The organism is Nocardia sp. XZ_19_369, assembly GCF_015355715.1.
Taxonomy (GTDB): domain Bacteria; phylum Actinomycetota; class Actinomycetes; order Mycobacteriales; family Mycobacteriaceae; genus Nocardia.
The window spans coordinates 174,573-198,636 of record NZ_JACVED010000012.1 but is presented as its reverse complement, the minus strand read 5'-3'; the positions used below and the strand labels follow the sequence as shown (position 1 = coordinate 198,636).

The 24,064-nt window shown below is 67.6% G+C and carries 20 protein-coding genes; 5 read left to right on the top strand and 15 right to left on the bottom strand.

Annotated features, from left to right (window positions below):
• Positions 1-61 precede the first annotated feature (61 nt).
• Positions 62-1,546, top strand: a complete 1,485-nt coding sequence (locus tag IBX18_RS37090; RefSeq protein ID WP_194838095.1) for a bifunctional phosphatase PAP2/diacylglycerol kinase family protein — start codon at positions 62-64, stop codon at positions 1,544-1,546.
• A 56-nt stretch (positions 1,547-1,602) separates the two neighbouring features.
• Here IBX18_RS37090 and IBX18_RS37085 read toward each other — a convergent pair whose 3' ends face one another.
• From IBX18_RS37085 to IBX18_RS37050, 8 genes are all read right to left on the bottom strand, one after another.
• Complete coding sequence (locus IBX18_RS37085) at positions 1,603-2,910, bottom strand: aspartate aminotransferase family protein (RefSeq protein WP_194838094.1); 1,308 nt, start codon at positions 2,908-2,910, stop codon at positions 1,603-1,605.
• Position 2,911: 1 nt separating this feature from the next.
• The gene (locus IBX18_RS37080) at positions 2,912-4,054 is read right to left on the bottom strand and encodes an ABC transporter substrate-binding protein (protein ID WP_194838093.1); all 1,143 of its coding nucleotides are present in this window, start codon (positions 4,052-4,054) and stop codon (positions 2,912-2,914) included.
• A complete protein-coding gene (locus tag IBX18_RS37075) occupies positions 4,051-4,839 on the bottom strand; it encodes an ABC transporter permease (RefSeq protein ID WP_194838092.1) in 789 nt (262 codons plus the stop codon). Before IBX18_RS37075 ends, IBX18_RS37080 begins: the two co-directional genes overlap by 4 nt.
• Entirely contained in the window at positions 4,836-6,029 is a 1,194-nt protein-coding gene (locus IBX18_RS37070) for an ABC transporter ATP-binding protein (RefSeq protein ID WP_228542355.1), read from the bottom strand. The genes IBX18_RS37075 and IBX18_RS37070 overlap by 4 nt, the downstream gene beginning before the upstream one ends.
• A gap of 142 nt (positions 6,030-6,171) precedes the next feature.
• Complete coding sequence (locus tag IBX18_RS37065; RefSeq protein ID WP_194838091.1) at positions 6,172-7,053, bottom strand: ABC transporter permease; 882 nt, start codon at positions 7,051-7,053, stop codon at positions 6,172-6,174.
• A 19-nt stretch (positions 7,054-7,072) separates the two neighbouring features.
• A complete protein-coding gene (locus tag IBX18_RS37060) occupies positions 7,073-8,107 on the bottom strand; it encodes a TIGR03842 family LLM class F420-dependent oxidoreductase (protein WP_194838090.1) in 1,035 nt (344 codons plus the stop codon).
• A gap of 51 nt (positions 8,108-8,158) precedes the next feature.
• Complete coding sequence (gene hydA, locus IBX18_RS37055; protein ID WP_194838089.1) at positions 8,159-9,580, bottom strand: dihydropyrimidinase; 1,422 nt, start codon at positions 9,578-9,580, stop codon at positions 8,159-8,161.
• Positions 9,581-9,597: 17 nt separating this feature from the next.
• The gene (locus IBX18_RS37050; RefSeq protein WP_107657710.1) at positions 9,598-10,434 is read right to left on the bottom strand and encodes a nitrilase-related carbon-nitrogen hydrolase; all 837 of its coding nucleotides are present in this window, start codon (positions 10,432-10,434) and stop codon (positions 9,598-9,600) included.
• Positions 10,435-10,556: 122 nt separating this feature from the next.
• Here IBX18_RS37050 and IBX18_RS37045 point away from each other — a divergent pair, with 122 nt between their 5' ends.
• Together IBX18_RS37045 and IBX18_RS37040 are read left to right on the top strand one after the other, a co-directional pair.
• Positions 10,557-11,975, top strand: coding sequence for an aminotransferase class I/II-fold pyridoxal phosphate-dependent enzyme (locus IBX18_RS37045; protein WP_306796573.1), 1,419 nt, complete (start codon positions 10,557-10,559; stop codon positions 11,973-11,975).
• 184 nt (positions 11,976-12,159) lie between these two features.
• Positions 12,160-12,882 carry a peptidylprolyl isomerase gene (locus IBX18_RS37040; RefSeq protein WP_306796572.1) on the top strand — a complete coding sequence of 241 codons (723 nt, stop codon included), beginning with the start codon at positions 12,160-12,162 and terminating at the stop codon, positions 12,880-12,882.
• 92 nt (positions 12,883-12,974) lie between these two features.
• Here IBX18_RS37040 and IBX18_RS37035 read toward each other — a convergent pair whose 3' ends face one another.
• From IBX18_RS37035 to arc, 6 genes are all read right to left on the bottom strand, one after another.
• Entirely contained in the window at positions 12,975-14,720 is a 1,746-nt protein-coding gene (locus IBX18_RS37035; RefSeq protein WP_194838180.1) for a CocE/NonD family hydrolase, read from the bottom strand.
• A gap of 432 nt (positions 14,721-15,152) precedes the next feature.
• Entirely contained in the window at positions 15,153-15,896 is a 744-nt protein-coding gene (locus IBX18_RS37030; RefSeq protein WP_194838088.1) for a class I SAM-dependent methyltransferase, read from the bottom strand.
• Between the two features lie 81 nt (positions 15,897-15,977).
• Entirely contained in the window at positions 15,978-17,498 is a 1,521-nt protein-coding gene (locus tag IBX18_RS37025) for a glycosyltransferase family 39 protein (RefSeq protein WP_194838087.1), read from the bottom strand.
• On the bottom strand, positions 17,491-18,126 hold the full coding sequence (locus IBX18_RS37020; RefSeq protein ID WP_194838086.1) for a TetR/AcrR family transcriptional regulator: 636 nt from the start codon (positions 18,124-18,126) through the stop codon (positions 17,491-17,493). Before IBX18_RS37020 ends, IBX18_RS37025 begins: the two co-directional genes overlap by 8 nt.
• Positions 18,127-18,164: 38 nt before the next feature.
• Complete coding sequence (locus IBX18_RS37015) at positions 18,165-19,409, bottom strand: carboxylesterase/lipase family protein (RefSeq protein WP_194838085.1); 1,245 nt, start codon at positions 19,407-19,409, stop codon at positions 18,165-18,167.
• 278 nt (positions 19,410-19,687) lie between these two features.
• Positions 19,688-21,448, bottom strand: coding sequence for a proteasome ATPase (gene arc, locus IBX18_RS37010; RefSeq protein ID WP_107660637.1), 1,761 nt, complete (start codon positions 21,446-21,448; stop codon positions 19,688-19,690).
• Positions 21,449-21,759: 311 nt separating this feature from the next.
• On the opposite strand from arc, the gene IBX18_RS37005 reads away from it, so the two are divergent.
• A complete protein-coding gene (locus IBX18_RS37005) occupies positions 21,760-22,137 on the top strand; it encodes a hypothetical protein (RefSeq protein WP_228542354.1) in 378 nt (125 codons plus the stop codon).
• A 58-nt stretch (positions 22,138-22,195) separates the two neighbouring features.
• Here the strand turns inward: IBX18_RS37005 and IBX18_RS37000 are convergent, their stop codons facing one another.
• Positions 22,196-23,029 carry a tRNA (adenine-N1)-methyltransferase gene (locus IBX18_RS37000; protein ID WP_135231829.1) on the bottom strand — a complete coding sequence of 278 codons (834 nt, stop codon included), beginning with the start codon at positions 23,027-23,029 and terminating at the stop codon, positions 22,196-22,198.
• A gap of 68 nt (positions 23,030-23,097) precedes the next feature.
• Between IBX18_RS37000 and IBX18_RS36995 the strand changes: the two genes are divergently transcribed.
• Complete coding sequence (locus tag IBX18_RS36995) at positions 23,098-24,009, top strand: RecB family exonuclease (RefSeq protein ID WP_194838083.1); 912 nt, start codon at positions 23,098-23,100, stop codon at positions 24,007-24,009.
• Positions 24,010-24,064: the final 55 nt, after the last annotated feature.

Genomic DNA, 24,064 nt, shown 5'->3' with positions numbered 1-24,064 from the left:
CACGCCGACACCATCGTGGCGACACCGTTTGAGCAGTGCCTGGCTGGATAAGCTCGACTCGATGCGTAAACGAATGAACTCGATCAACACCCTGGATCGCCGCCTGGTGCAGCGCACCGCGCACTGGCGCGCCTCGCCCGCCGACCAGTTCCTGCGGTCACTCAGTATGAGCGCCAACCACAGTCGGCTCTGGATGGCCATCGCCGCCGGGCTTTTCGTGGCGGGCGGGCGATCTCAGCGACGCGGTGCGGTGCGCGGCCTGGCCGCCGTCGGCATGGCGAGCGGCCTGGCGAACGGTGTCGCCAAGCCGCTGTTCCCGCGGCGACGGCCGCCGGTGCAGGCGGTGCCGCTGCTGCGGCGGTTGGTCAAGCCGCCGGTCTCCTCGTCGTTCCCGTCCGGCCACGCGGCCTCCGCGGCGGCGTTCACCACCGCGGTGGCGCTCGAGTCGCCGGGGACGGCCGCGGTGCTCGCGCCGCTGGCCGTCGCGGTGGCCTACTCGCGGGTGCACATCGGCGTGCACTGGCCCTCCGATGTGGTGGTCGGCGCGGCGCTCGGCTCCGGGGTCGCGCTCGGCACCAGGCGATGGTGGGCGGTGCGCGACGATGAGCCCGCCGCCCTGGGTCCGGCGAAGCGAACCGAACCGCTGCCCGACGGACGCGGCATGCTGCTGGTGGTCAACCCGTCGTCGGGCCCCGGCGACGGCGCCGAAGAGGTTGCGCTGCTGCGTAATCGGTTGCCCGCGGCGCAGCTGCTCGAGTTGGGCGGCGACATCGACCTCGATGCCGAGATCGATCAGCGGGTGCGACGCGACGACATCGCGGCCCTCGGCGTGCTCGGCGGCGACGGGACGGTGTCGGCCGTGGCGGAAGCCGCTGTGCGGCACAGCCTTCCGCTGGCGGTGTTCGCGGGCGGCACGCTCAACCACTTCGCGCGGGATGTCGGCGTCGAGGAGTCCGCGACGACGTTCGCCGCACTCGATGCGGGTCAGCTCATGCTCGTCGACACCGCCCAGGTGAAGCTGGACGACGGGGAAGAGCGCACCTTCGTCAACACTGCCAGCCTCGGCGGCTACCCCGACTTCGTCCACCTGCGGGAGCGCTGGGAACGGCGGATCGGCAAATGGCCCGCGGCCGGTATCGCCATGCTGTGCGTGCTGTTCCGGGCCGAGCCGCTGCGCGCGGTCGTCGACGGCGAACGCAACGACCTCTGGATGCTGTTCGTCGGCAACGGGGCGTACGACCCGGCGGACCAGATCCCGATGTCGCGTCCTCGCCTGAGCGACGGCACCCTCGACATCCGGTATCTGCGGGCGGACCTTCGCTTTTCGCGGCTGCGCCTGATCTTCGCCACCTTCACCGGGACGCTGAACCGCTCGCACACCTACGTGCATCGGCGCGCCGGACGCCTGAACGTTCAGGTCGAGGGCGCTCCGGTGTCGCTGGCGACCGACGGCGAGGTCGCGCACCAGGCCGAGAAGCTCGACTTCGCCAGTCAGCCGGCCGCTTTGGCCGTGTTCCGGGAAGGGCAACCCGACGACATGGGGTGATCGGTCCGTAGTAGCAGGGTGGCGTCGTCGCGCGCACGCCACCCTGCTACCTCGGGTCAGCTGACGTAGCCGTCGGCGACCTCCAGTACCTCGTCAATGATCTCCAGGCCGGTGCGCAGGTCGTCCGCCGACGTGGTGAGCGGCGGCGCGATCTGGAAACGGTTGCCCACGCTGAACGGCCACAGACCGCGGGCCTTGGCGGCGGCGGTCACCTTCGCCATCGGCTCGGCGGCGGCACCGGCGGCGGCGAACGGAACCAGCGGTGTCCTGGCCGCCGGATCACGCACCAGCTCGAGCGCCCAGAAGAACCCGAGACCGCGCACCTCCCCGACGCTCGGATGCCGGGCGGCCAACTCGCGCAGGCCTTTTCCGAGCACGTCGGTGCCCACCGAGCGCACGTGGTCGAGAATGCCGTCGCGCTCGAAGATGCCGATCGAGGCGACACCCGCCGCGCAGGCCAGCGGATGTCCCGCGTAGGTGAGGCCGCCGGGATAGACCGTGTGGTCGTAGCGCTGCGCGATCCGTTCGGCGATGAGCACGCCGCCGAGCGGCACGTAACCCGAGTTCACGCCCTTGGCGAAGGCGATGATGTCCGGTGCGACGTCGAAGGCCTGCACCGCGAACCACTGCCCGACCCGGCCGAAGCCGACCATCACCTCGTCGGCGATGTAGACGATGCCGAACTCGTCGCAGAGCGCGCGCACACCAGCGAGATAGCCCGGCGGCGGGATCAGCACGCCGTTGGTGCCGACCACCGTCTCCAGGATCAGGCCCGCGATGTTCTGCGGGCCCTCCAGCTCGATCACCTGCCGAAGGTGGGTCAGCGCCGCGGTCGTTTCTTCCTCGGGAGTGCTTGTGCCCCAGGGGGATCGGTACGGGTACGGGCCGAAGAACCGCACCACGTCGACGTTGGTCGGCTCGGCGGCCCAGCGGCGCGGTTCACCGCTGAGCCCGATCGCCACACCGGTACCGCCGTGATAGGAGCGGTAAGCGGCCAGCATCTTGGTGCGGCCGGTGAAGCTGCGCGCCAGCCGCACCGCGTGCTCCACCGCTTCCGCGCCGCCGGTGGTGAACAGGATGCGGTTCAGCTCGCCGGGTGCGCGCTCGACGATCAGCCTGGCCAGTTCGCTGCGGGCCTCGTTGCCGACGGTCGGCGAGATGGTGGCCAGCTGCTGCGCCTGGGCGATGATCGCGGCGATCATGTCCGGATGCTGGTGTCCGAGATTGACATTCACCAACTGCGAGGAGAAGTCGAGGTACCGATTGCCGTTGTCGTCCCAGAAGTGCGAGCCCGAGGCACCGACGATCGTCGCCGGGTTCAGCTCGGCCTGCGCGGCCCACGGATAGAAGACGTGATCGGTCAAATCACTTACCCCCTTCGGTCAGGGTGACCTGGCTCGGGGCGAATCCCGCTCCGGTCACCTCGGTGCCACCGGACTTCAGCAATTCCAGTGCCTTCGTGACGTATTCGCTCGTGTAAGCGCTCGCGTCGGGATCTTTCTTCAGGACGGTGACGCCCTCTTGGTTCTTGGTGTTCTTGGCGATCTGCACGGTCCGGGCCCAGGCGGCGGGGTCGACCATGCCGATCCCGGCGGGCGCGGGCCAGATCAGCTTGTTCACCTCGTTGATCTGCCACTGCTGGTGCGTCGCGCCGAGCGTGGAGCCCGCGGCGACGGTGATGTCCCGGCATTTGTCCAGGTTGTCGCGGCAGAACACCCAGCCCTTCAGCGAGGCCGCGATGAATTTCACGGTCTGCTCTTGATATTTGGCGTCCTGCAGCTTCTCGGTGTTGGCCCAGATGGCGTCCTGCAGCATGGCGACGCCTTCGTCGTTCCAGTCGATGGTGGCGAAATCGTCTGCGGTGTACAGCTTTCCGGTGGCCGGGTTCTTGGTCTCCAGCAGCTGGGCGTACTCGTTGTAGGACATGGCCTGGGCGGCGGTGATGTCCTTGGCCAGGAAGGCGTTCATGTCGAACTGCTGCTGCACCAGCTTGACGTCTTTAGCCGGGTCGATGCCCGCCTTGGTCATGCCCGCGAACAACTCGAATTCATTGCCGTAGCCCCAGTTTCCGACGGTCTTGCCGCGCAGCGCGGCCGGACCGTTGATGTTGTCGGACTTGAACGACACCTGCTTGGTGCCGGAACGCTGGAAGATCTGCGCGACATCGGTGATGCCCGCGCCCGCCTCGCGCGAGGCCAGCGCCTTGGGCACCCAGGCGATGGCGTAGTCGGCCTGCCCCTGCGCCAGCACCGTCTGCGGGACGATATCCGTTCCGCCGTCCAGGATCTCGACCGATAAGCCCTGCTCCCTGTAGAAGCCCTGATCGACCGCGGCCAGATAGCCCGCGAACTGCCCCTGCTTGAACCACTGCAGTTGCAGGCGCACCTTGGTGAGGCCGTCGGCCGTGGTAGTGGAGCCGCTGTCGGTGGTGCTACAACCGGTCAGCACGGTCGCGGCCAGCGCGGTGAGCGCGAGCCCGATCCGGAATCGCTTGGGGGACTTCGTCATCTAGATCTCCAGAGGGTGGTGCGTGGTCTACGGGTGAGGAATTCGAGGAGTAGGACGGCGGCCAGGAAGATCAGGCCGACGAGCACGGCGCCCGCCACGTACGCCCACGCCCTGGGGTAGGCGGTATTCGCCGCCGCGGAGGTGATGCGGCTGCCGAGCCCGTTCTGCAAACCGCCGAAGTATTCGGCGATGACCGCCGCGATCACCGCGCCGGGTGCCGCGATGCGCAGGCCGGTGAACAGATACGGCAGCGCCGCGGGCAGTCGCACGGTGCGGGTGATCTGCCAGCCGCCCGCCGCGTACGACGTCATCAGATCCGTATGGACCTGCGGAACCTGGCGCAGGCCCCTGGCCGTGCTGACGAACATCGGGAAGAACACGACGATGGTGACGACCATGCGGCGCGGGGTGTCCGTGGTGGTCGAATACATCGAATTCAGCAAAGGCGCAAGGGCAACGATCGGCACGGCCGCTGCGCCGGCGGCGAGCGGGCTGAGCAGTCCGTCGACCAGATGGAACCGGACGGCGAACATCGCGGCCACGATGCCGAGCACCGCACCCACCAGCAGGCCGATCAGGGCGTTGGTTCCGGTCGCGGTCGCGGCGTCGGCGATGCGGTCGAAGTTCTCGGTGAATTCGCTCGCGATGGCCGTCGGCGCGGGCAGCAGGAACGACGGGACACCGGCGGCGACGGTCAGCACCTGCCACAGCGCCAGACTACCTACGCCGAACAGCAACGGCGGCAGCACCGTTCGCCACGGCAGCGCCGTCTTCCAGGACGTCATCGGAGCTCCCGCCCCGCCACCGCGCCGCTGTCGCCGTGCCCGTCGCGCAGCGCCGCGCGCACGGCGGCCACCGCCGCGAAGAAGGCTGGGCTGGAACGGACTTCGTCGCCAGCCTCGGCCGCGTCACGCTTACCCCAGCCGCCCGTCGGCACGATCTCGGTGATGCGGCCCGGGCGCGGCGACATCACGACGACCCGGTCGGACAGGAACACCGCCTCCGGAATCGAGTGGGTCACGAAGACCACGGCCGCCTCGGTCTCCCCCGCGATCCGCAGCAGCTCGCCCTGCATCCGCTCGCGCGTCATCTCGTCGAGCGCGCCGAACGGTTCGTCCATCAGCAACAGCGAGGGTTTCGGGGCCAGCGCCCGGACGATCGCCACCCGCTGCTGCATGCCGCCGGACAGCTCGGCCGGATAGCGCTTGGCGAAATCGGTCAGCCCCGCCATCTCCAGCAATTCCGCACTGCGCGAACGCCGTTCGCTCTTGGGCACCTTGTGCAGTTCGAGCGGTAACTCGACGTTGGCCTGGACGGTGCGCCAATCCAGCAGGCCGGACTGCTGGAAGGCGATGCCGTAGTCCTGGTCGATTCGGGCCTGCCGCGCGGTTTTGCCGTGCACCGTCACGGTGCCGCCGGTCGGCTGCTCCAAGTCGGCGATGATGCGCAGCAGGGTGGACTTGCCGCAGCCGGAAGGGCCGATCAAGGAGACGAATTCGCGTGGTGCGACGGTGAGGGACACATCCGAGAGGGCAGTAACGGAGCCCGCGGTGTAGACCTTGTCGACGCCGGTCAGCTGGACTGCCGCAGTCCTTTCGGCGGTTGCTATGGTGCCGGTGAGGGTGGCTCCGGCGCTTCTCGGCTCGACCGCGCTGGCCTGCCCAGCGGCGCTACCCTGCCCAGCGGCGCTACCCTGCCCAGCGGCACTACCCTGCCCAGCGGCACTACCCCGCTCGGCGGCAGTACCCTGCTCGGCGGCACTGGCCTGCCCGAGGGCGCTGCCCTGCCCGACCGCATTGCCCTGCTCGACGGCGTCGGGCTGCTCGACGGTACTGGTCTGTCCGTCGGCGCTGTCCTGCCCGGCCGCGCTGCCCTCCACGATGGCGTCGGGCCGCTCGACGGCGCCAGTTTGCCCGTCACCCGAAACCTGCGCCCCCTCTGCGGTTGTGGCGCCTGGGCGTCCTTTGACGGTCAACGGGTACCTCCTGATGAGCTGCCGCGCGGGCGGCGGTAGTAACTGAGCGCAGATTCGAGGTGGCCACTCCCTGTAGGCGGCGCGCTGCACATTGCGGTACACCCGGCGACCGCCCGAACCCGATCAGCGCACGAACGGGCCCTCACCGATCGCCTCCCGAAGGCCGAGCGGCCCCGACAGGCCTGCTGTAGCGACGCAGCGCCAGTTCGGCCACGCCGACCACCGCGGTGACGACGACACCGAGCAGCGCGGCGGCCAGGACCGCCGCGTAGAGCCGCGAGGCATCACCGGTGGCCTGCTGGGAGAAGACAATGATCTGGCGCCCGATGCCACCAGCGGTACCGGTGGAGATCTCCGCGACGACCGCCCCGATCACCGAGGCCGCGGCAGCCAACCGCAAGGCGGGCAGCAGGTGCGGGACAGCTGCAGGAAGCCGCAAGTGCAGCAAGGTTTCCCACCAGCTGGCCGAATAACTGTGCAGCAGTTCGACCGACGCCTTCGACGGTGCCTGCAGTCCGCGCAGCATGCCGACCGCCACCGGGAAGAACGCAAGGTACGACGCAATGACCGCAATACTCATCCACGGCCGCCACGGCTCCCCCGCGATCACGATCTTGCCGCCCCACCCGGCGACCAGCGGCGCCAGCGCGATCAGCGGAACCGTTTGCGACACAATGATGTACGGCAGCAAGCCGCGCTCGACGAACGCGAAGCGCTGCATCACCACGGCGAGCAGCACGCCGATGACCGTGCCGATCAACAGCGCGAGCAACGCCAGGCCGAGGGTGAATCCGGCGGTCCGCACCAGGGTGACGCCCACCGTCCCGTTGCCGTCCCGCTCGCCGAGCACCGTGAGGACTGCCCACACGTGCGGCAGCGCCCCGTCTCCGGTGCGCGGCAGGATCCGCTGGTCCCCGATGCTCACTCCACCTTCGGGGACAACGAGTTTCACCAATTCCCAGCAGCCGAGCACCAACACCAGCACGGCGACCGCGTACACGGCCCGTGCCGTACGCAACCTCATCTGTAATCCGCCTCGACCATCAGACCACCTCCGTGGCGGTGACCGGATGCGCCAGCCGCGGCAACACCGACTCGCCGTACGCCTCCAACGTCGCGGTTTTCGCGTCGTGTTGCAGGTACACCGCGAACTGGTCGACCCCGAGCTTTTCCAGCTCCCGCAACCGCGTCAGTTGATCATCCGGTGTGCCGAGCAGGCAGAAGCGGTCCACGATGGTGTCCGGCACGAAATCCGCGTGCGTATTACCCGCGCGCCCGTGCTGGTTGTAGTCGTAACCCTGCCTGCCCGCGATGTATTCGGTCAGCGCAGCCGGAACCTCGCTGCCCGCACCATATTTCGACACGATATCGGCCACGTGGTTGCCGACCATGCCACCGAACCAGCGGCACTGTTCACGAGCGTGCGCCAATGCCGCATCCGACCCGTCGGTGACGTACGCCGGTGCGGCGACACAGATCTTCACCGCGCCGGGGTCGCGCCCGGCTCGCTCGGCGGCGGCCCGCACCCGGGCGATGGTCCACGCGGTGATGTCCGGGTCGGCGAGTTGCAGGATGAACCCGTCGGCGACCTCACCGGTGAGATCCAGTGCGCGCGGGCCGTATCCGGCCATCCAGACCTCGAGCCGGGAGTCACCGGCCCACGGGAACCGCACGATCGTGTCGCCGACCCGGGCGCTGCGCCCGTTGCCGAGCTCCCGGATCACCTCGATGGCGTCCCGCAGGGTGGCCAGCGTGGTGGGCTTGCCGCCGAGCGTGCGCACCGCCGAGTCGCCGCGGCCGATGCCGCAGATGGTGCGGTTGCCGAACATGTCGTTCAGCGTGGCGAAGGTCGACGCGGTCACCGTCCAATCCCGGGTGGCCGGGTTGGTCACCATGGGGCCGACCACGACTTTCCGGGTGGCGGCGAGGATCTGGCTGTAGATGACGTAGGGCTCCTGCCACAGCAGGTGCGAGTCGAACGTCCAGACGTGCGAGAACCCGTGCGTCTCGGCCTGTCTGGCCAGTTCGACCACCCGGGAGGCGGGGGGTGTGCATTGCAGCACCACACCGATGTCCATGCGGCACTCTCCGTTTCGAAGTCGGATACAGCTGTGCGGGAGCTGCGGGTGTCAGATCAGGTTCTGTGACAGTGCACGTTTGACGAACCGGCCGTGCCCGGCGCTGCCCAGGTACGAGCCGTCATCGATGACCACCCGGCCGCGGGAGAGCACGGTGTCGACGTGACCGTCGATCTCGAAGCCCTCATAGGCCGAGTAGTCCATGTTCATGTGGTGGGTCTTGCCGAGCCCGATGCTGGTGTGCCCGTTGGGGTCGTAGATCACGATGTCGGCGTCCGCGCCGGGACTGATCACGCCCTTGCGCGGGTACATGCCGAACATCCGGGCCGGCGTGGTGCAGCACACCTCGACCCAGCGCTCCAGCGAGATCTTGCCGCTCTTGACGCCCTGGAACATCAGGTCCATCCGGTGCTCGACGCCGCCGATCCCGTTCGGGATCTTGCTGAAATCGCCGATGCCCATTTCCTTCTGGTCCTTCATGCAGAAGGGGCAGTGGTCGGTGCTGACCGTGGTCACGTCGCCGGTGCGCAGGTAGCGCCACAGCTCGTCCTGGTGCCCCTCGGCCCTGGACCGCAGCGGTGTCGAGCAGACCCATTTGGCGCCCTCGAAACCTGGTGCGCCCAACTGTTCTTCGAGTGAGAGGTACAGATACTGCGGGCAGGTTTCACCGAAGACGTTCTGCCCGTCGCCCCGTGCGGTGGCGATCTGCTCCAGCGCCTGCTTGGCCGATACGTGCACCACGTACAGCGGCGCACCGGTCAACTGCGCCAACATGATCGCGCGGTGCGTGGCCTCCTCTTCCATCTGCCACGGGCGGCTGGTGCCGTGGAAGTACGGCGCGGTGTCACCGCGGGCGATGGCCTGCTCGACGAGCACGTCGATGGCGATCCCGTTCTCCGCGTGCATCATCAGCAGCGCGCCCAGATCGCCCGCCGCCTGCATGGCGCGCAGGATCTGGCCGTCGGTGGAGTAGAAGACACCCGGGTAGGCCATGAACAGCTTGAAGCTGGTCACACCCTCGGACACGAGTTCGCTCATCCCCTTTAGGGATTCGTCGTTGACCTCGCCGATGATCTGATGGAAGCCGTAGTCGACGGCGCACTTGCCCGCCGCCTTCTGATGCCACGCGCCGAGCGTGTCCTGCAACCGCTCCCCCGGCGTCTGCACCACGAAATCGACGATGGTCGTGGTACCGCCCCAGGCCGCGGCGCGGGTGCCGGTCTCGAAGGTGTCGGACGCCTCGGTGCCGCCGAACGGCATCTGCATGTGCGTATGTCCGTCTACCCCACCGGGAATCACGTATTTCCCGGTCGCGTCGATCACGGTCTCGGCAGTGGTGGTCAGGTCCGCCCCGAGGGCGGTGGCGCCGGGTTGCAGGACGGCGACAATGGTCTCGCCGTCCACCAGCACATCGAGCAGTTGCGATCCGGTGGCCGAGACCACCGTGCCGCCGTGGATGAAGGTCAGTGCCATGTGATCCGCACCCGCTCTCAGGGAGCTACCAGCGGGCCATAGGCGTCCGGCCTGCGGTCGCGGTAGAAGGCCCACCGGTCACGGACCACTTTGATCAAATCCAGGTCGAGGTCGCGGATCACCAGTTCGGGATCGGTGTCCGAGGCGACCTCGCCGACGAACTTACCCTCGGGGTCGACGAAGTAGCTGGTCCCGTAGAAGTCGTCGTCGCCGTACTCCTCGATGCCGACCCGGTTGATTGCGCCGATGTAGTACTCGTTGGCCACCGCGGAGGCGGGCTGCTCCAGCTTCCACAGGTAGCCCGACAGGCCACGCGAGGTCGCGGACGGGTTGAACACGATCTCCGCACCCGCCAGGCCGAGCGCGCGCCAGCCCTCCGGGAAATGCCGGTCGTAACAGATGTAGACGCCGACCTTGCCGACGGCGGTGTCGAACACCGGCCAGCCCAGATTGCCCGGCCGGAAGTAGAACTTCTCCCAGAAGCCGTTGACGTGCGGAATGTGGTGTTTTCGGTACTTGCCGAGGTAACTACCGTCGGCGTCGATCACCGCCGCGGTGTTGTAGAGCAGGCCGGGCTGCTCCTGCTCGTACACGGGCAGGACCATCACCATGCCCAATTCCCTTGCCAGCGCGGCGAATCGCTCCGTCGTCGGACCCGGCACCGACTCCGCGTACTCGTAGAACTTCGCGTCCTGCAGTTGGCAGAAGTACGGGCCGTAGAACAACTCCTGGAAGCAGATCACCTTCGCGCCCTGCGCGGCCGCCTGGCGGGCGTAATCCTCATGCGCTTTGATCATGGACTCTTTGTCGCCGGTCCAGTTGGTCTGGACGAGCGCCGCTCGAACGATTCCCATGCTTTGTTATACTTCACTGCGAACCAATTCGGTTGTGTTACAAGATTGCGGAAACAGTTTCGTAGCCGTAAACCTCGAGCCTGGTCGTAGTTCCGGCGACGCCCCCGACGCAGAATGACGGTGTGAGCGAGCGAATCGGCGAGGTTATGGCCTCCACGAACGGGTCGGGGCGGTTCATCGCGGACCTGGCCGACCGGACGCCCGCGGGGATCGCGGCGGCCGTCAGCAGGCTGATCCGTTCGGGGACGTTGACACCGGGCTCGCGGCTGCCCACCGTCCGCGAAGTCGCCCGCGAATTGAAGGTCTCGCCCGCGACCGTGAATCAGGCGTGGCGGGCGCTCGCCGCCGCCGGTGCGATCGTCGCGCGCGGCCGGGCAGGCACCTTCGTCGGCGCCGCCGCCACCAACGGGTCCGGCACCGCCGTCGGCCGCTACCAGCGGCTGCACCCGCCGTCGTTGAGCGCGTTCCGCGTCGATCTGTCCCGTGGCACGCCCGACCCGGAACTGCTGCCCGATCTGGGCGCCGCGCTGCGCGACCTCACCAAGGACGGGGCCAGCGACCTCGCCGCCGACTATCTGGGCGAGGCGGTGCTGCCCGAGCTGGCCGCGAAAGTCCGGGCGGACTGGCCGTTTCGCGCGGAACGGCTCGCCGTCCTCGACGGTGCGCTGGACGCCGTGGACCGGCTGCTGTCCGCGCACGTCCGGCTCGGGGACGCGGTAGCGGTCGAAGACCCTTGCTTCCCACCGTTTCTCGACCTGCTCGCCGGCCTCGGCGCCCGGCCGGTGCCCGTTCGGATGGACGAATCCGGTTTGCTGCCCGAGGAACTCGCGCGCGCTGTCGCAGTGCACGGTGCCACCGCGCTGATCCTGCAACCGCGCGCCCAGAACCCCACCGGGGTGTCGCTCACCGCAGCTCGCCTCCGCGAACTGGCCGACATCCTGCGGGACACGGGCACTCTCATCATCGAGGATGATCACTCCGCCGGAATCGCCGCCGCCGCACTGCGTTCCCTCGGCAGCCGGCTCCCCCGGCGCACCGTCCACATTCGGTCGTACTCCAAATCGCACGGCGCCGACCTGCGTTTGGCCGTGGCGGGCGGGCCGGCGGACCTGCTCGACCCGGTCATCGAACGCCGGATGCTCGGCGCGGGCTGGACCAGCAGGCTGCTCCAGCGCGTCCTGCTGAGCATGCTCGACGACCCGGCGGCCATCCGGGCCGTCACCACCGCTCGCGCCGAATACCGCAGGCGCTCAACGGAACTCCGTCGCGCCCTGGCCCGTCGCGGCGTCGCCGTCGCGCGCGGGGACGGCATCAATCTCTGGCTGCCCGTCGCCGACGAGAACGCCGCCATGATCTCGCTCGCCGCGGCGGGCATCAAGGCGGCGCCCGGTGGGCCGTTCAGCGTCGGCGACCATCCGCCGACCGACCACCTCCGCATCACCGTCTCGGCGCTCGCCGACGGCGACCTGGATTGGCTCGCCACCGAACTCACGGCCGCCACCGCCGCGGCACCCACCTATCGCCGCGTTCGCCGGGCCTGAACCCCTTCACATAGCCCACAGACATGCATCGGGTATGCGAAGAACCTGCTGGTTATGCGAGGGGCCCCGGAGCATGCGGATTCCGCAGTGATCGAGGCGGTCCCAGCACGCTATCGGCGGCGAGATGGAATGATTCGGCACGGCATCGTCCGGTGCGCAATCCGAATGAAGGAGATTCCTAGCGGTGAGCAGCGAAGTGCAGGGGCGGCATTTAGGCATCAAGCAGGGGTGGCGGTTCGGGGTACCGCGCGGCGTGCTGCGGGTCGTCGGCGTCGCGGCGGTCGCCGCAGCGCTCGCGGCGTTCGCATCCGGCGGCGTTTCGGCCGATACCTGGAGCGTGCGCACCCAGCAGCCCGTCCAGTGCAATCCGCCGACGGAAGGCGCCGTGACCGCGCGCACCTATCCGGCGCCCGGCCCAGCCACCGAGCCCGGTGCCAGCTACGCCGCGACGCTCGACACCACCTGCGGGCCGATCCAGATCGACCTCGATCCGGCAGCGCCGCAGACGGTCAACTCGTTCGCCTTCCTGTCCAACGAGCAGTACTACAACCACACCAAGTGCCACCGGATCACCACCGACGGCATCTACGTGCTGCAGTGCGGTGACCCGACGGCCACCGGCACCGGCGGCCCCGGCTACCAGATCCCGGACGAGAATCTGGCAGGCGCCACCTACCCGGCAGGCACCGTCGCCATGGCCAACGCAGGCCCGAACACCAATGGCAGCCAGTTCTTCCTGGTCTACCGGGACAGCCAGCTGCCGCCGAACTACACCCCGTTCGGGCGCATCACCGGCGGCCTGGACACTCTCCAGTCCGTCGCCGCCCTGGGTACGCGGGACGGCGGCCCCGACGGCGCCCCGCGCGACGACGTCGTCCTCAACAAGGTCGAAACGTTCAAGAAGTAAGACCACTCGGCGATGGCGGCGTCCTAGGACGCCGCCATCGCCGTATCCAGACGTCGAGTGGCACAGGGCCGGAAGCCCTATGCCACTCGGCGCTACTTGTGCGGGGTGAGCGGGAAGGTGGTGGCGCCGTCGTTGCCTGCGGGGATGATCGGGACGATCACCGACGACGGATGTTGGGGGTCCTTGTAGATGGTTTGGGTGGCCAGTTCGGTGCGGGTGCTTTCGCCGAAGGGTTCGCCGGTGTTCGGGTTCGGCGCGTACTGGGGGTAGTCGCTGCTGGAGATGGCGACGCGGATCCGGTCGCCTGCCTTGAATTGGTAGCTGGTCGGCCAGATCTTGATGGTGAACTCGTAGGGCTGGCCGGGCACGATCGGCGTGGGGTTGGTGAGTGAGTCGCGGAACGCGGCACGGATGATGCCGTTGTTCAGGTTCACCGCGGAGCCGTCCGGGGCCAGAACCTCCAGGCGCGCAACGAAATCGGTGTCCGGCGCGGTCGAGGAGGCCCACAGTTTCACCGTGATCGGACCGGTGATCTCGGTGTCGGTGCCCAGCGGGGCGGTGTCGTAGGTGAGCACGTCGGTCCGCTGCTCCACCGCAGCCTGGTCGAACGGTCCCTGCGGCGTATTGCCGACGCCGCAGCAGGAATGCCCGCCCACACTCGGGGCCGGATCGGTCGGGTCATAGAGGTAACGGTCGCCTTCGGCGGGTCCGGTCGGGGCCTGCTCGACCAGTTTGCCGGTGCGACCGGACGAGCCGTTCTCGCCGTCACCGCTGAAATAGTAAGTCTTCCATTGGGTTTGCGGCAGCGGCCAGCTCGGTGCCGACTTCCACCGGTTGGCGCCCATCACGTAGTAGTCGACCCGCGGCTTGCCCGCGACGCCGTTGTCCACGCCCTTGAGGAAGTGGTCGTACCAGGCCAGCATCAGCTCGTTGATCGGGCTGTTGCCCACCGGTCCGAGCTGATCGAGCAGCGGTGCGACCGCCGAGGTCGGGCGCCCCCAGCCGAGGTGGTCCCACGGGCCGATCACCAGACGCTGGTTCTGCCGCGCCTCCGGTGTCCCGCCCTTGTCGACCATGCCGGTGAAGTTCTCGATGCCGCCGGCCAGGAACGAGTCGTACCAGCCCTCCATGTTCAGCACCGGCACCTTCACGTTCTGGTAGCGCTCGCGGATGCTCCACTTCTTCCAGTAGTCGTTGTAGGTCGAGTTGCGGATCCAGTCGAAATACCAGGGTGCGACCGCCGGATTTCCCGGTTGCAACGGCGGAAAGTCCTTGTACGGACGGAAATTCATCCACTGGGTGGCGTTGTCCATGGCCGCGCGGATCTGCTCGATCGCCGCGGTGTCGCGGCGATGTTCGGCGGCGGCGAGGCCGATCGTGCTCACCGCCCACGGTTCCACGAAGCCGAGCCGGAACTGCCCGCCCTCATAGGTCCAGCCGTCGTAGTAGTCCGACGAGGTGTTGGCTGGCACGATGGCGGCCAGGTGCGGCGGCGTCTCGACCGCGGCGAGCCACTGCGTCGCACCGATGTAGGACGACCCGTACATGCCCACTTTGCCGTTGGTACCGGGCAATTGGGCCGCCCACTCGACGCTGTCGTACCCGTCGCGCAGGTCGTTGTCGAACTCGGTGAACGTCCCGTCCGACTTCCCGACGCCGCGAATGTCCTGAATCACCACCAGATAGCAGTGCGAGGCGAACCAGTCCGGTGTCTGATAGCGCGAAGAGCTCACTTGCGCAAAGGATTTCCCGTACTGCGTCCGCATCAGGATCACCGGCACCGGCTCGCTGGTCTGCGGCCGATACACATCCGCCCGCAAGATCGTCCCGTCCCGCATCGCCCCCGGCACGTCGGCCTCCTTGTCGACCGCGCATTTTCCCCGCCCCGTGTTCGGCGGCCAGGCCCCCGCCTGCCCCGGCGCCCCCGTCTGCGTACTCGCCGCATCATCGGTGTCCGAGCCCGGCGTACACCCCCCGACCAATACTCCGACGCACACCAGCGCGGTAAGCAACCGCCCGACGCCAATACCGTGACCGGACAACCGGATACACCTCCCGTGAGGCGCCGACCGGACACTCGACGCGTGCCCCTCAACAGTGAGAACGCCTCCGTCGAGCCGATGCTATCAAGATCCAGTACCAAACGTCCTACGAATGCGGTTCCGCGACGGAAGGTCGCCAGCCTCGCGAATTTCGTTGCTACACAGCATTTCCCAAGACCCTCCGCGCCTCGATTTCGCTGACAGGTCAACAGACATACCCAGGAGTCCTCACGCGCGGCGGGCGACAGTGATGATCTCCGCGCTGGTCGGCGTCAGTGGGCTGCGATCCCAGTCGCCGTACTGCTCCGCAACGACCAACCCCGCGGCGGACAGGAAGGTAGCGAGGGTGGGCGCGCCGAGGAATCGGAGCGTGCTGTGGTTGATCTCGGGCCGAGGCCAGAGGTCGCTGGTGAAGGTGTCGGTGAAGGAGACGAGATCACCGTCTACGGGCTCGGTGACGTGACAGACGCACCGCACCACCTCACCCGTCTCGTCCGAGACTTCGCCTGAGTACCGCTGGTGCCACGTCTCCCATTCCCGCGCAAGGGGATTACGGGTTTCGAAGATGAAGCAACCGGTGTCGGTCAGTGTCCCGGCGATCACGGCCAGCGTCGACCGAAGTTCGTCGTCACCGACCAACACTTGGAACGCGTGCCCGGTCATCACCACCAGATCGAAGCGGTCATCCCGGCCGCGCATCACGCTCGCGTCACCGAGGACCCACTCGATATCGTCCTGCGTCCGAGCCACTTCCAGCATGCCCGGCGCGGGATCCACTCCGCACAGTCGGCCGCTGTGGCCGTCGGCGCGGGCTTTGCGCAGAAGTGCCCCCGTTCCGCATCCCAGGTCCAGAACCGAGGGTGCGGCCATGACCAGCGGCAGGTAGAACCGAAAGTCGTCGCGCGCGTCCTCCGGGCTGAAGCTGTCGTACAGCGCGGCGAGCCGGGTATCGGTGAACACCTTGTCGACCATGATCGAAGGGTCGCAGAGCCGAGCAACCCGCCGCGACTTGTTTTCTGTCTCTCGCCGCGATAGCGCGGTCCGCGCCTACGCTCAGTCCAAGCGGAGTAGGTCGGGCCAGGTTTGGGACCAGGGGTGGCGGGGACCGTCGCAGCGCCAGATGGTGACGTCGCGGGTCGCGCCGGGGAAGCCTAGGGGTGTGTCGGCGCGGCCGATGGGGGTTACCGAGGCGAAGAGGGGGCGGATGTCGGCGGCGTCGTCGCCCACCCAGAGGATGGTGGTTGCGGAGTCGGGTGGGGTGCCGAAGTAGCCGAAACCGCGGTTGGGGCTGTAGGCGGCGGGGAGGTCGTATTCGGCGCGGAATACGTCGAGCGCGCTTGCCTGCCAGTAGGAGTCGGTGATGATGACCGTGGCGGCGCGGTCGGCTTCGGGCAGGGATCGGTAGGCGGTCGCGGTGGCGGCGGCGAGTTCGGGCCAGCCGAATCTGCCGTAGACGCCGATCGAGAGCCCCGCTTGGGCCTCGTTCTCGGCCGGGGTGTAATCGGATTCGGGTCGCCACGGCATGGTAAAGGCCACCAGGGCAACGGATATGACGACCAGCACGAGGGTGACGATCGTGCGCACGCGACCCATCTGCTCGGTCCAGCGAACCGCGCCCGCGGCGAAGATCCCGGCGTAGCAGCCCGCCGCGTAGTACGGCCTGCCGTCGGTGGCGATGAAGATCACGGCGAGCAGCAGCGGCAGCGGAGCGAGGAATCGATACCGGCGCAACGGTTCCCAGCGGAACAGCGTCACGATGCCGTAGATCAGCAGCAGGCCGCCGAGGATCCCGGCAGAGGCAACGGCCAACGGCAGCCAGGTGTAGCGGCCGCCGATGGTGGCCTGCTCGGCGGCGATCACCGCGCCGAGCCGCAGTTGCGGCCAGCCGTGACCGGCCTGCCAGATCAGGCTCGGCGACGTCAGCAGCACCACCAGGGCCGCGCCCGCCCACAGCGCGGGACGGCGGAAAAGATCGCGCGGGCCGTAGCACAGCACGCCGATCGTGACCGCGATCCAGAAGAACGGGATCAACCATTTGACCTGCATATCCAGGGCGGTGGCCAGCGACGCCCACAGCAGCAACGAATCCCGCCGCGTCCGCACCCAGCGGACGAGCAACCAGCTGATCAACACCCACAGCGCGGTGTCGACGGTGTTGGTGGCCAACTGGGTTCCCTGCACCAGCAGGAATGGTGATGACGCATAAGCGATTGCAGTCAAGATCTGGGCGCGGTGCCCTCCGCCGAACTCCCTGGCTATCTGCGCACTGATGACCACCGCCGCCACCGTGACCAGCAGCGCCGGAATACGCTGCGCCACCAACGATCCCGGCGCGAGCAGGTCCATCAACCGGGCAATCGCGGGCACCAGCGGACCCTGATCGGCGTAACCGAAGGAGAGCCTGCGACCGGCGGAGATGAAGTACAGCTCGTCGCCGAAGAATCCGTACCGACCGGCCGAGGCCAGCAGGGCGATCGCCGAGACGACAGCGACGGCACCTACTCCGGCGAGCGCGAACGGCCGTTGCTCGTGCGTATCCAGTTGCCGCACTGAGGTTGTCGTAGTGTCAGTCATCTTCCCCCGCCTTTCGTGTCGCCACATCGAACAACCGGCACATGTGGGCCGAAAACCCGGCCATGTCGAAGTCCGGTTCCTTGATCGCCCGCCCGGCCGCGCCGTCGATCGCGTCGCGGATGGATTTCGCCATCGCCACCGGATCGAAATCGCCGAACTCCCCGGCGCGCTGGCCTTCCCGCATGATCTCGATCAGCGGCTCGATGATCGCCTGCTCACCGTCGGCCGAGGCGAACTTCGGCCTGCCGTCCGCGTCACGCAGGTTCAGCACCACCTCGGTGAGGGCCGAGACGTAGTTCTTGTTCGCATCGATGAAGTCCAGATTCGATGCGATATAGGCCAGCAACATGTTTCGTGGCCCCGTCGCCGCCGCGACCTTCGGCCCGATGTACTCGCCCGCCGACAGATACAGCTGGATGACCAGCTGCGTCATCAGATCGTCTTTACCGGCGAAGTGGTAGGAGATGACCCCTTTGGAGATCCCGGCATGCTCGGCGATCCGCGCCAGAGACGCATTGCCGTAACCGACTTCGGAGATCACCTCCACCGCCGACGCGATGATCTGTCGTCGTCGCGCCTCCTCGATGAACGACTTCCGCTGGCCGCTCCGACCATTTTCTGACCGCACGGCCAGATATTAACACGATTGGCCAACCGAGCACTCGGTCAGCCGAACTGCCGGATGCCCTCCCGCTCCCACCCCGGCTCACCGTCCTGGACGAAAGCGATCCAGCTGCCACGCATCTCGTCGACCAACCACTGCGGACGCTCCCCTTGCAGCATCGGTGCGTGCTCCCAAGCCGCCGCGCTACCGAGCACGAACGGCAACTCGAGGCAGTGGCACGCGCGGAACGGACTGCCCGCCGGCTGCCACTCGAACTCGAACAACCAGGCCGCACCGCCGCCCGCGTTCAGCGACTCGCTCAACTCCCGGGTCGGCGCGCCGAAGATCTGCTCCGAGACCTTCGCGACCGCGTCCCAGTCGTCGGAAAAGAACGCCGCCACCTCATCTCGCGTCGTACCCATCAGCATCCGCAGATCACGCTCGCCCACCGCACGCGCCAGATCCGGGGCAACCAACTCCCCATCCGCCACCAACTGGAACGGCGGCACCACCTGCCCCTCGCCCCCTTTCGCCACTGCCGACTGCGCCGCCAGCAACGCCGCCACCGGCACCTCGCCGAGCCTTTCCGCCTCGATCCCCAACTCCTGCAACAACTTCGCACCGACCCGCTCGGCCGCTTCCGACGTAGCAGGCAGCATCCCGAGCGGCGGACTCTGCAAGATGGTCTGCTGGAACAGCCCGTCCGCCTGCTTCCCCGACAACATCGCCACCAGCGAAATCGCCCCCGCCGACTGACCCGAGGCGGTCACCCGCGCCGGATCCCCACCAAAAGCGGCGATATTGTCCCGCACCCACGTCAGCGCCGCGATCTGATCGCGCAGCCCCAGATTCCCGTCACTCACCCCCGGCAACCGCAGAAACCCGAGAGCACCCAGCCGATAGTTGATCGTCACCACGACAACGTCCCCCAGCGCCGCCACCTCACCCCCGTCGTACCACCCGAGACTGCCCGCCCCACTGGAGAATCCACCGCCGTGCAGAAACACGAGCACCGGATGACCATCCCCCGGCGGCGCCCACACATTCAACGACAGACAATCCTCCGCCTGCGCCACCTCGAACGACCCCATCACCCGCTCCAGCCGCGACGCCAATTGCGGTGCCGCCGGACCGAATTCGTTCGCATCCCGCACCCCCGCCCACGGCGCCACCGGTTCCGGCCTCCCGAACCGCACAGCCTGCGCGTACGGAATACCCCGATAAACCGTCACCGCCCCCTCGACAACCCCACGCACCGCCCCCGCGGTCGTCTCGACAACGGTCGACAAGTTGATCTCACTACTCATACCCCCGAGTCTGCCCCGATCCGGCCAACCCAGCAGCCCAGCGCCCCCACCACCCCGAAATCCGCCACTCCCCCACGCCGTAGAAACGGATTCCGCCATGATCGACGGGACATAGTTGCGGCGACACGCCGAGTTCAACGACCATCATGTCCCGTTGATCATGGAGATTCCCGCCCACCGGGCAACGGTGGAGCAGCGCCCACCTCCGGCTACTCGACAGTGGTCAGACACCAAAAGGCCGCGCTCCCAAGAGAAGCGCGGCCTTCGGCACTTGAAACTTACAGGTACTGACCCGTATTGGACTCGGTATCGATCGCCCTGCTCGCGCTGGCGTTCTTACCGGTGACCAACGTGCGGATGTAGACGATCCGCTCGCCCTTCTTACCCGAGATGCGGGCCCAGTCATCGGGATTCGTGGTGTTGGGCAGGTCCTCGTTTTCGGAGAACTCGTCCTGGATCGAATCGTAGAGATGCTGGATGCGCAGGCCGGGGTTGCCGGTGTCGAGGACGGCCTTGATGGCGTACTTCTTGGAGCGGTCCACGATGTTCTGGATCATGGCGCCGGAGTTGAAGTCCTTGAAGTACAGGACTTCCTTGTCACCGTTGGCGTAGGTGACCTCCAGGAAGCGGTTGTCCTCGCTCTCGGCGTACATCCGGTCGACGACCCGTTCGATCATCGCGCGGACGCACAGGGCCTTGTCGCCGCCGAACTCGGCGAGGTCGTCGGCGTGCAGGGGCAGCGTCTCGGTGAGGTACTTCGAGAAGATGTCCTGTGCCGATTCCGCGTCCGGCCGCTCGATCTTGATCTTCACGTCCAGGCGGCCCGGCCGCAGGATCGCGGGGTCGATCATGTCCTCGCGGTTGGAGGCACCGATCACGATGACGTTCTCGAGGCCCTCGACGCCGTCGATCTCCGACAGCAGCTGCGGCACGACCGTGGTCTCCACATCGGAGGACACGCCTGAACCACGGGTGCGGAAGATGGAGTCCATCTCGTCGAAGAACACGATCACCGGCGTCCCCTCGGACGCCTTCTCGCGTGCCCGCTGGAAGATGATCCGAATGTGGCGCTCGGTCTCGCCCACGAACTTGTTGAGCAGCTCGGGGCCCTTGATGTTCAGGAAGAACGACTTGGCTTCCTTGGCATCCTCACCGCGCGCCTCGGCGATCTTCTTGGCCAGCGAGTTCGCCACCGCCTTGGCGATGAGCGTCTTACCGCAGCCGGGCGGACCGTAGAGCAGCACACCCTTGGGCGGGCGCAGCGCGTACTCGCGGAACAGATCCTTGTGCAGGAAGGGCAGCTCCACCGCGTCGCGGATCTGCTCGATCTGCCTGCCCAGGCCACCGATATCGGTGTAGTCGACGTCCGGAACCTCTTCCAGCACAAGGTCTTCGACCTCGGCCTTGGGGATGCGCTCGAACGCGAAGCCAGCCTTGGTGTCGACCAGGAGGGAGTCACCGGGGCGCAGTTTGCGAATCGGGGAGTCGGGATCCTCCATGTCGTCGTACTCGGCGACCTTGGCCAGCGGACCCGCCAGCCAGACCACCCGCTCCTCGTCGGCATGACCGACCACGAGGGCACGGCGGCCGTCGTCGAGGATCTCCCGCAGGGTGCCGATCTCGCCGACCGCGTCGTAGATGCCGGCCTCGACCACCGTGAGCGCCTCGTTGAGGCGGACGGTTTGACCGTATTCGAGGGTCGAGGTCTCGATGTTCGGTGAACACGTCAACCGCATCTTCCGGCCCGAGGTGAACACGTCTACGGTCTGATCGTCGTACACACCGATCAGAATTCCGTATCCACTCGGCGGCTGGCCGAGCCGATCGACTTCCTCACGCAGGGCGATCAGCTGCTGGCGCGCCTCTTTGAGGGTGTCCATCAGCTTGGTGTTGCGAATCGTCAGCGAATCGATGCGGGCTTCCAATTCCCGTGCACGATCCGGCGAATCGGCGAGTTGCCTACGGAGCGCAGCCGCTTCGGCGCGTACCGCCTCGAGCTCTCTCCAGGCCGCCGAATCCGAATTCTCGATGGGGCTCATGTGCTGCTCCTCCCAGTCCCGGTCTATCAACGCTACCGGGCGCGAACCGTTCTCGCTGTCCGACATGGTTTCGTCGTGATCACATCTGGGCTGCGATCGACAGCCGGATGACCATGTTAGCCTGCCCTAACCCGCACTCGGTGAGCCCGCTCGCCGACCGAGCCGAAAGGTTGCTGAATATGCTCCTTCCCGCCAGGATTCTCCGCGTTTCTGTTGCTACCGCTACTGCCGCGCTCGCCGTTACGGTCGGGCTCGCGGGCTGTAGTTCTGATGACAACAAATCCGATGCCAAAGTCTCTTCCTCCAGCGTTGTGGCGTCGAGCAGCGCCGCGGCGACCGGGAACGCGGCGGCGCCGACACCCGAGACGCTGCAAGCGGTGCTCGTCAAATTGTCCGATCCCGCGGTACCCACCGCGGAGAAGACCAAGCTCATCGTCGACGGCGAAAAGCGCACGGCGAACATCGATCAGATGAACAAAGGCCTGGCAGGATACACACTGACCTACGCAGTGGCCGATATCACAACGCAGGGCAACACTGCCACCGCGCAGGTGACCATCACCTCGCCGCACGGCGCCGTGCCCCCGATGCCCCTCAGCTGGGAGAACGTCGGCGGTACCTGGAAGCTCTCGGACGCGAGCGGCTGCCTGATGCTCGGCTTCGCGCAGGCGCCCTGCGTGCCCGCCTGACCCGCCGCGGCCGGCCGAGGGTGCTGTGCGGGCACCCTCGGCCGCGTCAGTCGCGCCGTCAGCCCTTGGACGGCCTGCGCTGCGGCTTGGGGGTCACCGTGCCCTCGGCAAGCTTGCGTGCGCTCACCAGGAAGGCCGTATGGCCCTGCATCCGGTGCTCGGGGCGCACCGCGAGGCCGACCACATGCCAGCCGCGCACGATCGACTCCCAGGAGCGGGGTTCGGTCCAGCATTCCTGTTCGCGCAGCGCCTCCACGACTTTCGACAGCTGCGTCACCGTCGCCACATAGATGATCAGCACGCCACCGGGAACGAGCGCCTTGGACACGGCGGGCAGCGCGTCCCACGGCGCGAGCATGTCGAGCACCGCCCGATCGACCGGTTCGCCCGCGAAGTCGGCGACGTCCCCCACCGTCAGCGACCAGTTAGCCGGACGTTCGCCATAGAAGGTTTCGACGTTGCGGATGGCATGGTCAGCATGATCCTGGCGAATTTCGTAGGAAATCACCTCGCCCTGCGGCCCGACGGCGCGCAACAGCGAACACGTCAGCGCGCCGGAGCCCGCGCCGGCCTCCAGCACCCGCGCGCCGGGGAACATGTCGCCCTCGTGCACGATCTGCGCGGCGTCCTTCGGGTAGATCACCGCGGCACCGCGCGGCATCGACAACACGTAGTCGATCAGCAACGGGCGCAACGCCAGATACGGGGTGCCGTTGGTGGAGTTCACCACCGAACCCTCGTCGGCGCCTATCAGGCTGTCGTGCTTGATGCCGCCGCGATGGGTGTGGAACTCCTTGCCCTCCTCCAAGACCACCGTGTACAGGCGCCCCTTGGCATCGGTCAGCTGTACCCGGTCACCGAGGGTGAAGGGACCGGTCCGTCTGGCCGTCATGAATCTCCGTTCGTGCTGGCGAATAGTCGCGCACCTGCATGTCGGTGCCGCCGGATAGCCTGCCAGGTATGAGCTCGCCCGCGTCCACGCCCCCTACCGACGGCGCTGCGGCGTCCGATCCCGGTGCGGCGGCGAGCCGGTCGCGGCCCGCGCTGTCGCCTTCGCGGGCAATGGATTTCAAGCAGTGCCCGCTGAAGTACCGGTTCCGGGCGATCGACCGGATCCCCGAACCGCCGAGCAGGAACGCGCTGCGCGGCACGGTGGTGCACGCGGTGCTGGAGGATCTGTACGGGCTGCCCGCGGCGCAGCGGCAGCCGGTGCGGGCCGAGAGCCTGATCGTGCCCAGCTGGGCGCGGGTGGCGGCCGAGTGGCCCGAGGTGACCGAGTTGATCACCGACGCCGAGCTGGACGGCTTCCTCGGCGAGGTGCGCACGCTGGTGCAGACCTACTACCGCCTGGAGGATCCGACCCGCTTCGACCCGGAGTCCAGGGAGGCACGGGTGGAGGTCGAGCTCGACGACGGAGTTCTGTTGCGCGGCTTCGTAGATCGGATCGACGTCGCGCCGACGGGGCAGCTGCGGGTGGTCGACTACAAGACCGGCCGCGCCCCCGGGCCCACCCAGGAGACCAGGGCGCTGTTCCAGCTGAAGTTCTACGCCCTGGTCGTGCTGCGCACCCGCGGCATCGTGCCCACCCAGCTGCGCCTGATCTACCTGGCCGACGAACAGATCCTCACCTACACGCCCGACGAGGAGGAACTGCTGCGCTTCGAACGCACGCTCTCCGCACTGTGGGAGGCGATCCTGGACGCCGGGCGCACCGGCGATTTCCAGCCGAACCGCGGCTGGCTCTGCGCGTACTGCGACTACAAGCCGCTCTGCCCCGAGTTCGGCGGTACGCCGCCCCCGTACCCGGGTTGGCCGACCGGCGGGACGACGGAGTCGCCGGATGAGACGTTGGCGGACGCCGTCGCCGAGTAGCAGCCGATGCTCTGTCGGCCTCGGCCCACCGCACAGGAGGTTCACCCCGCGCACG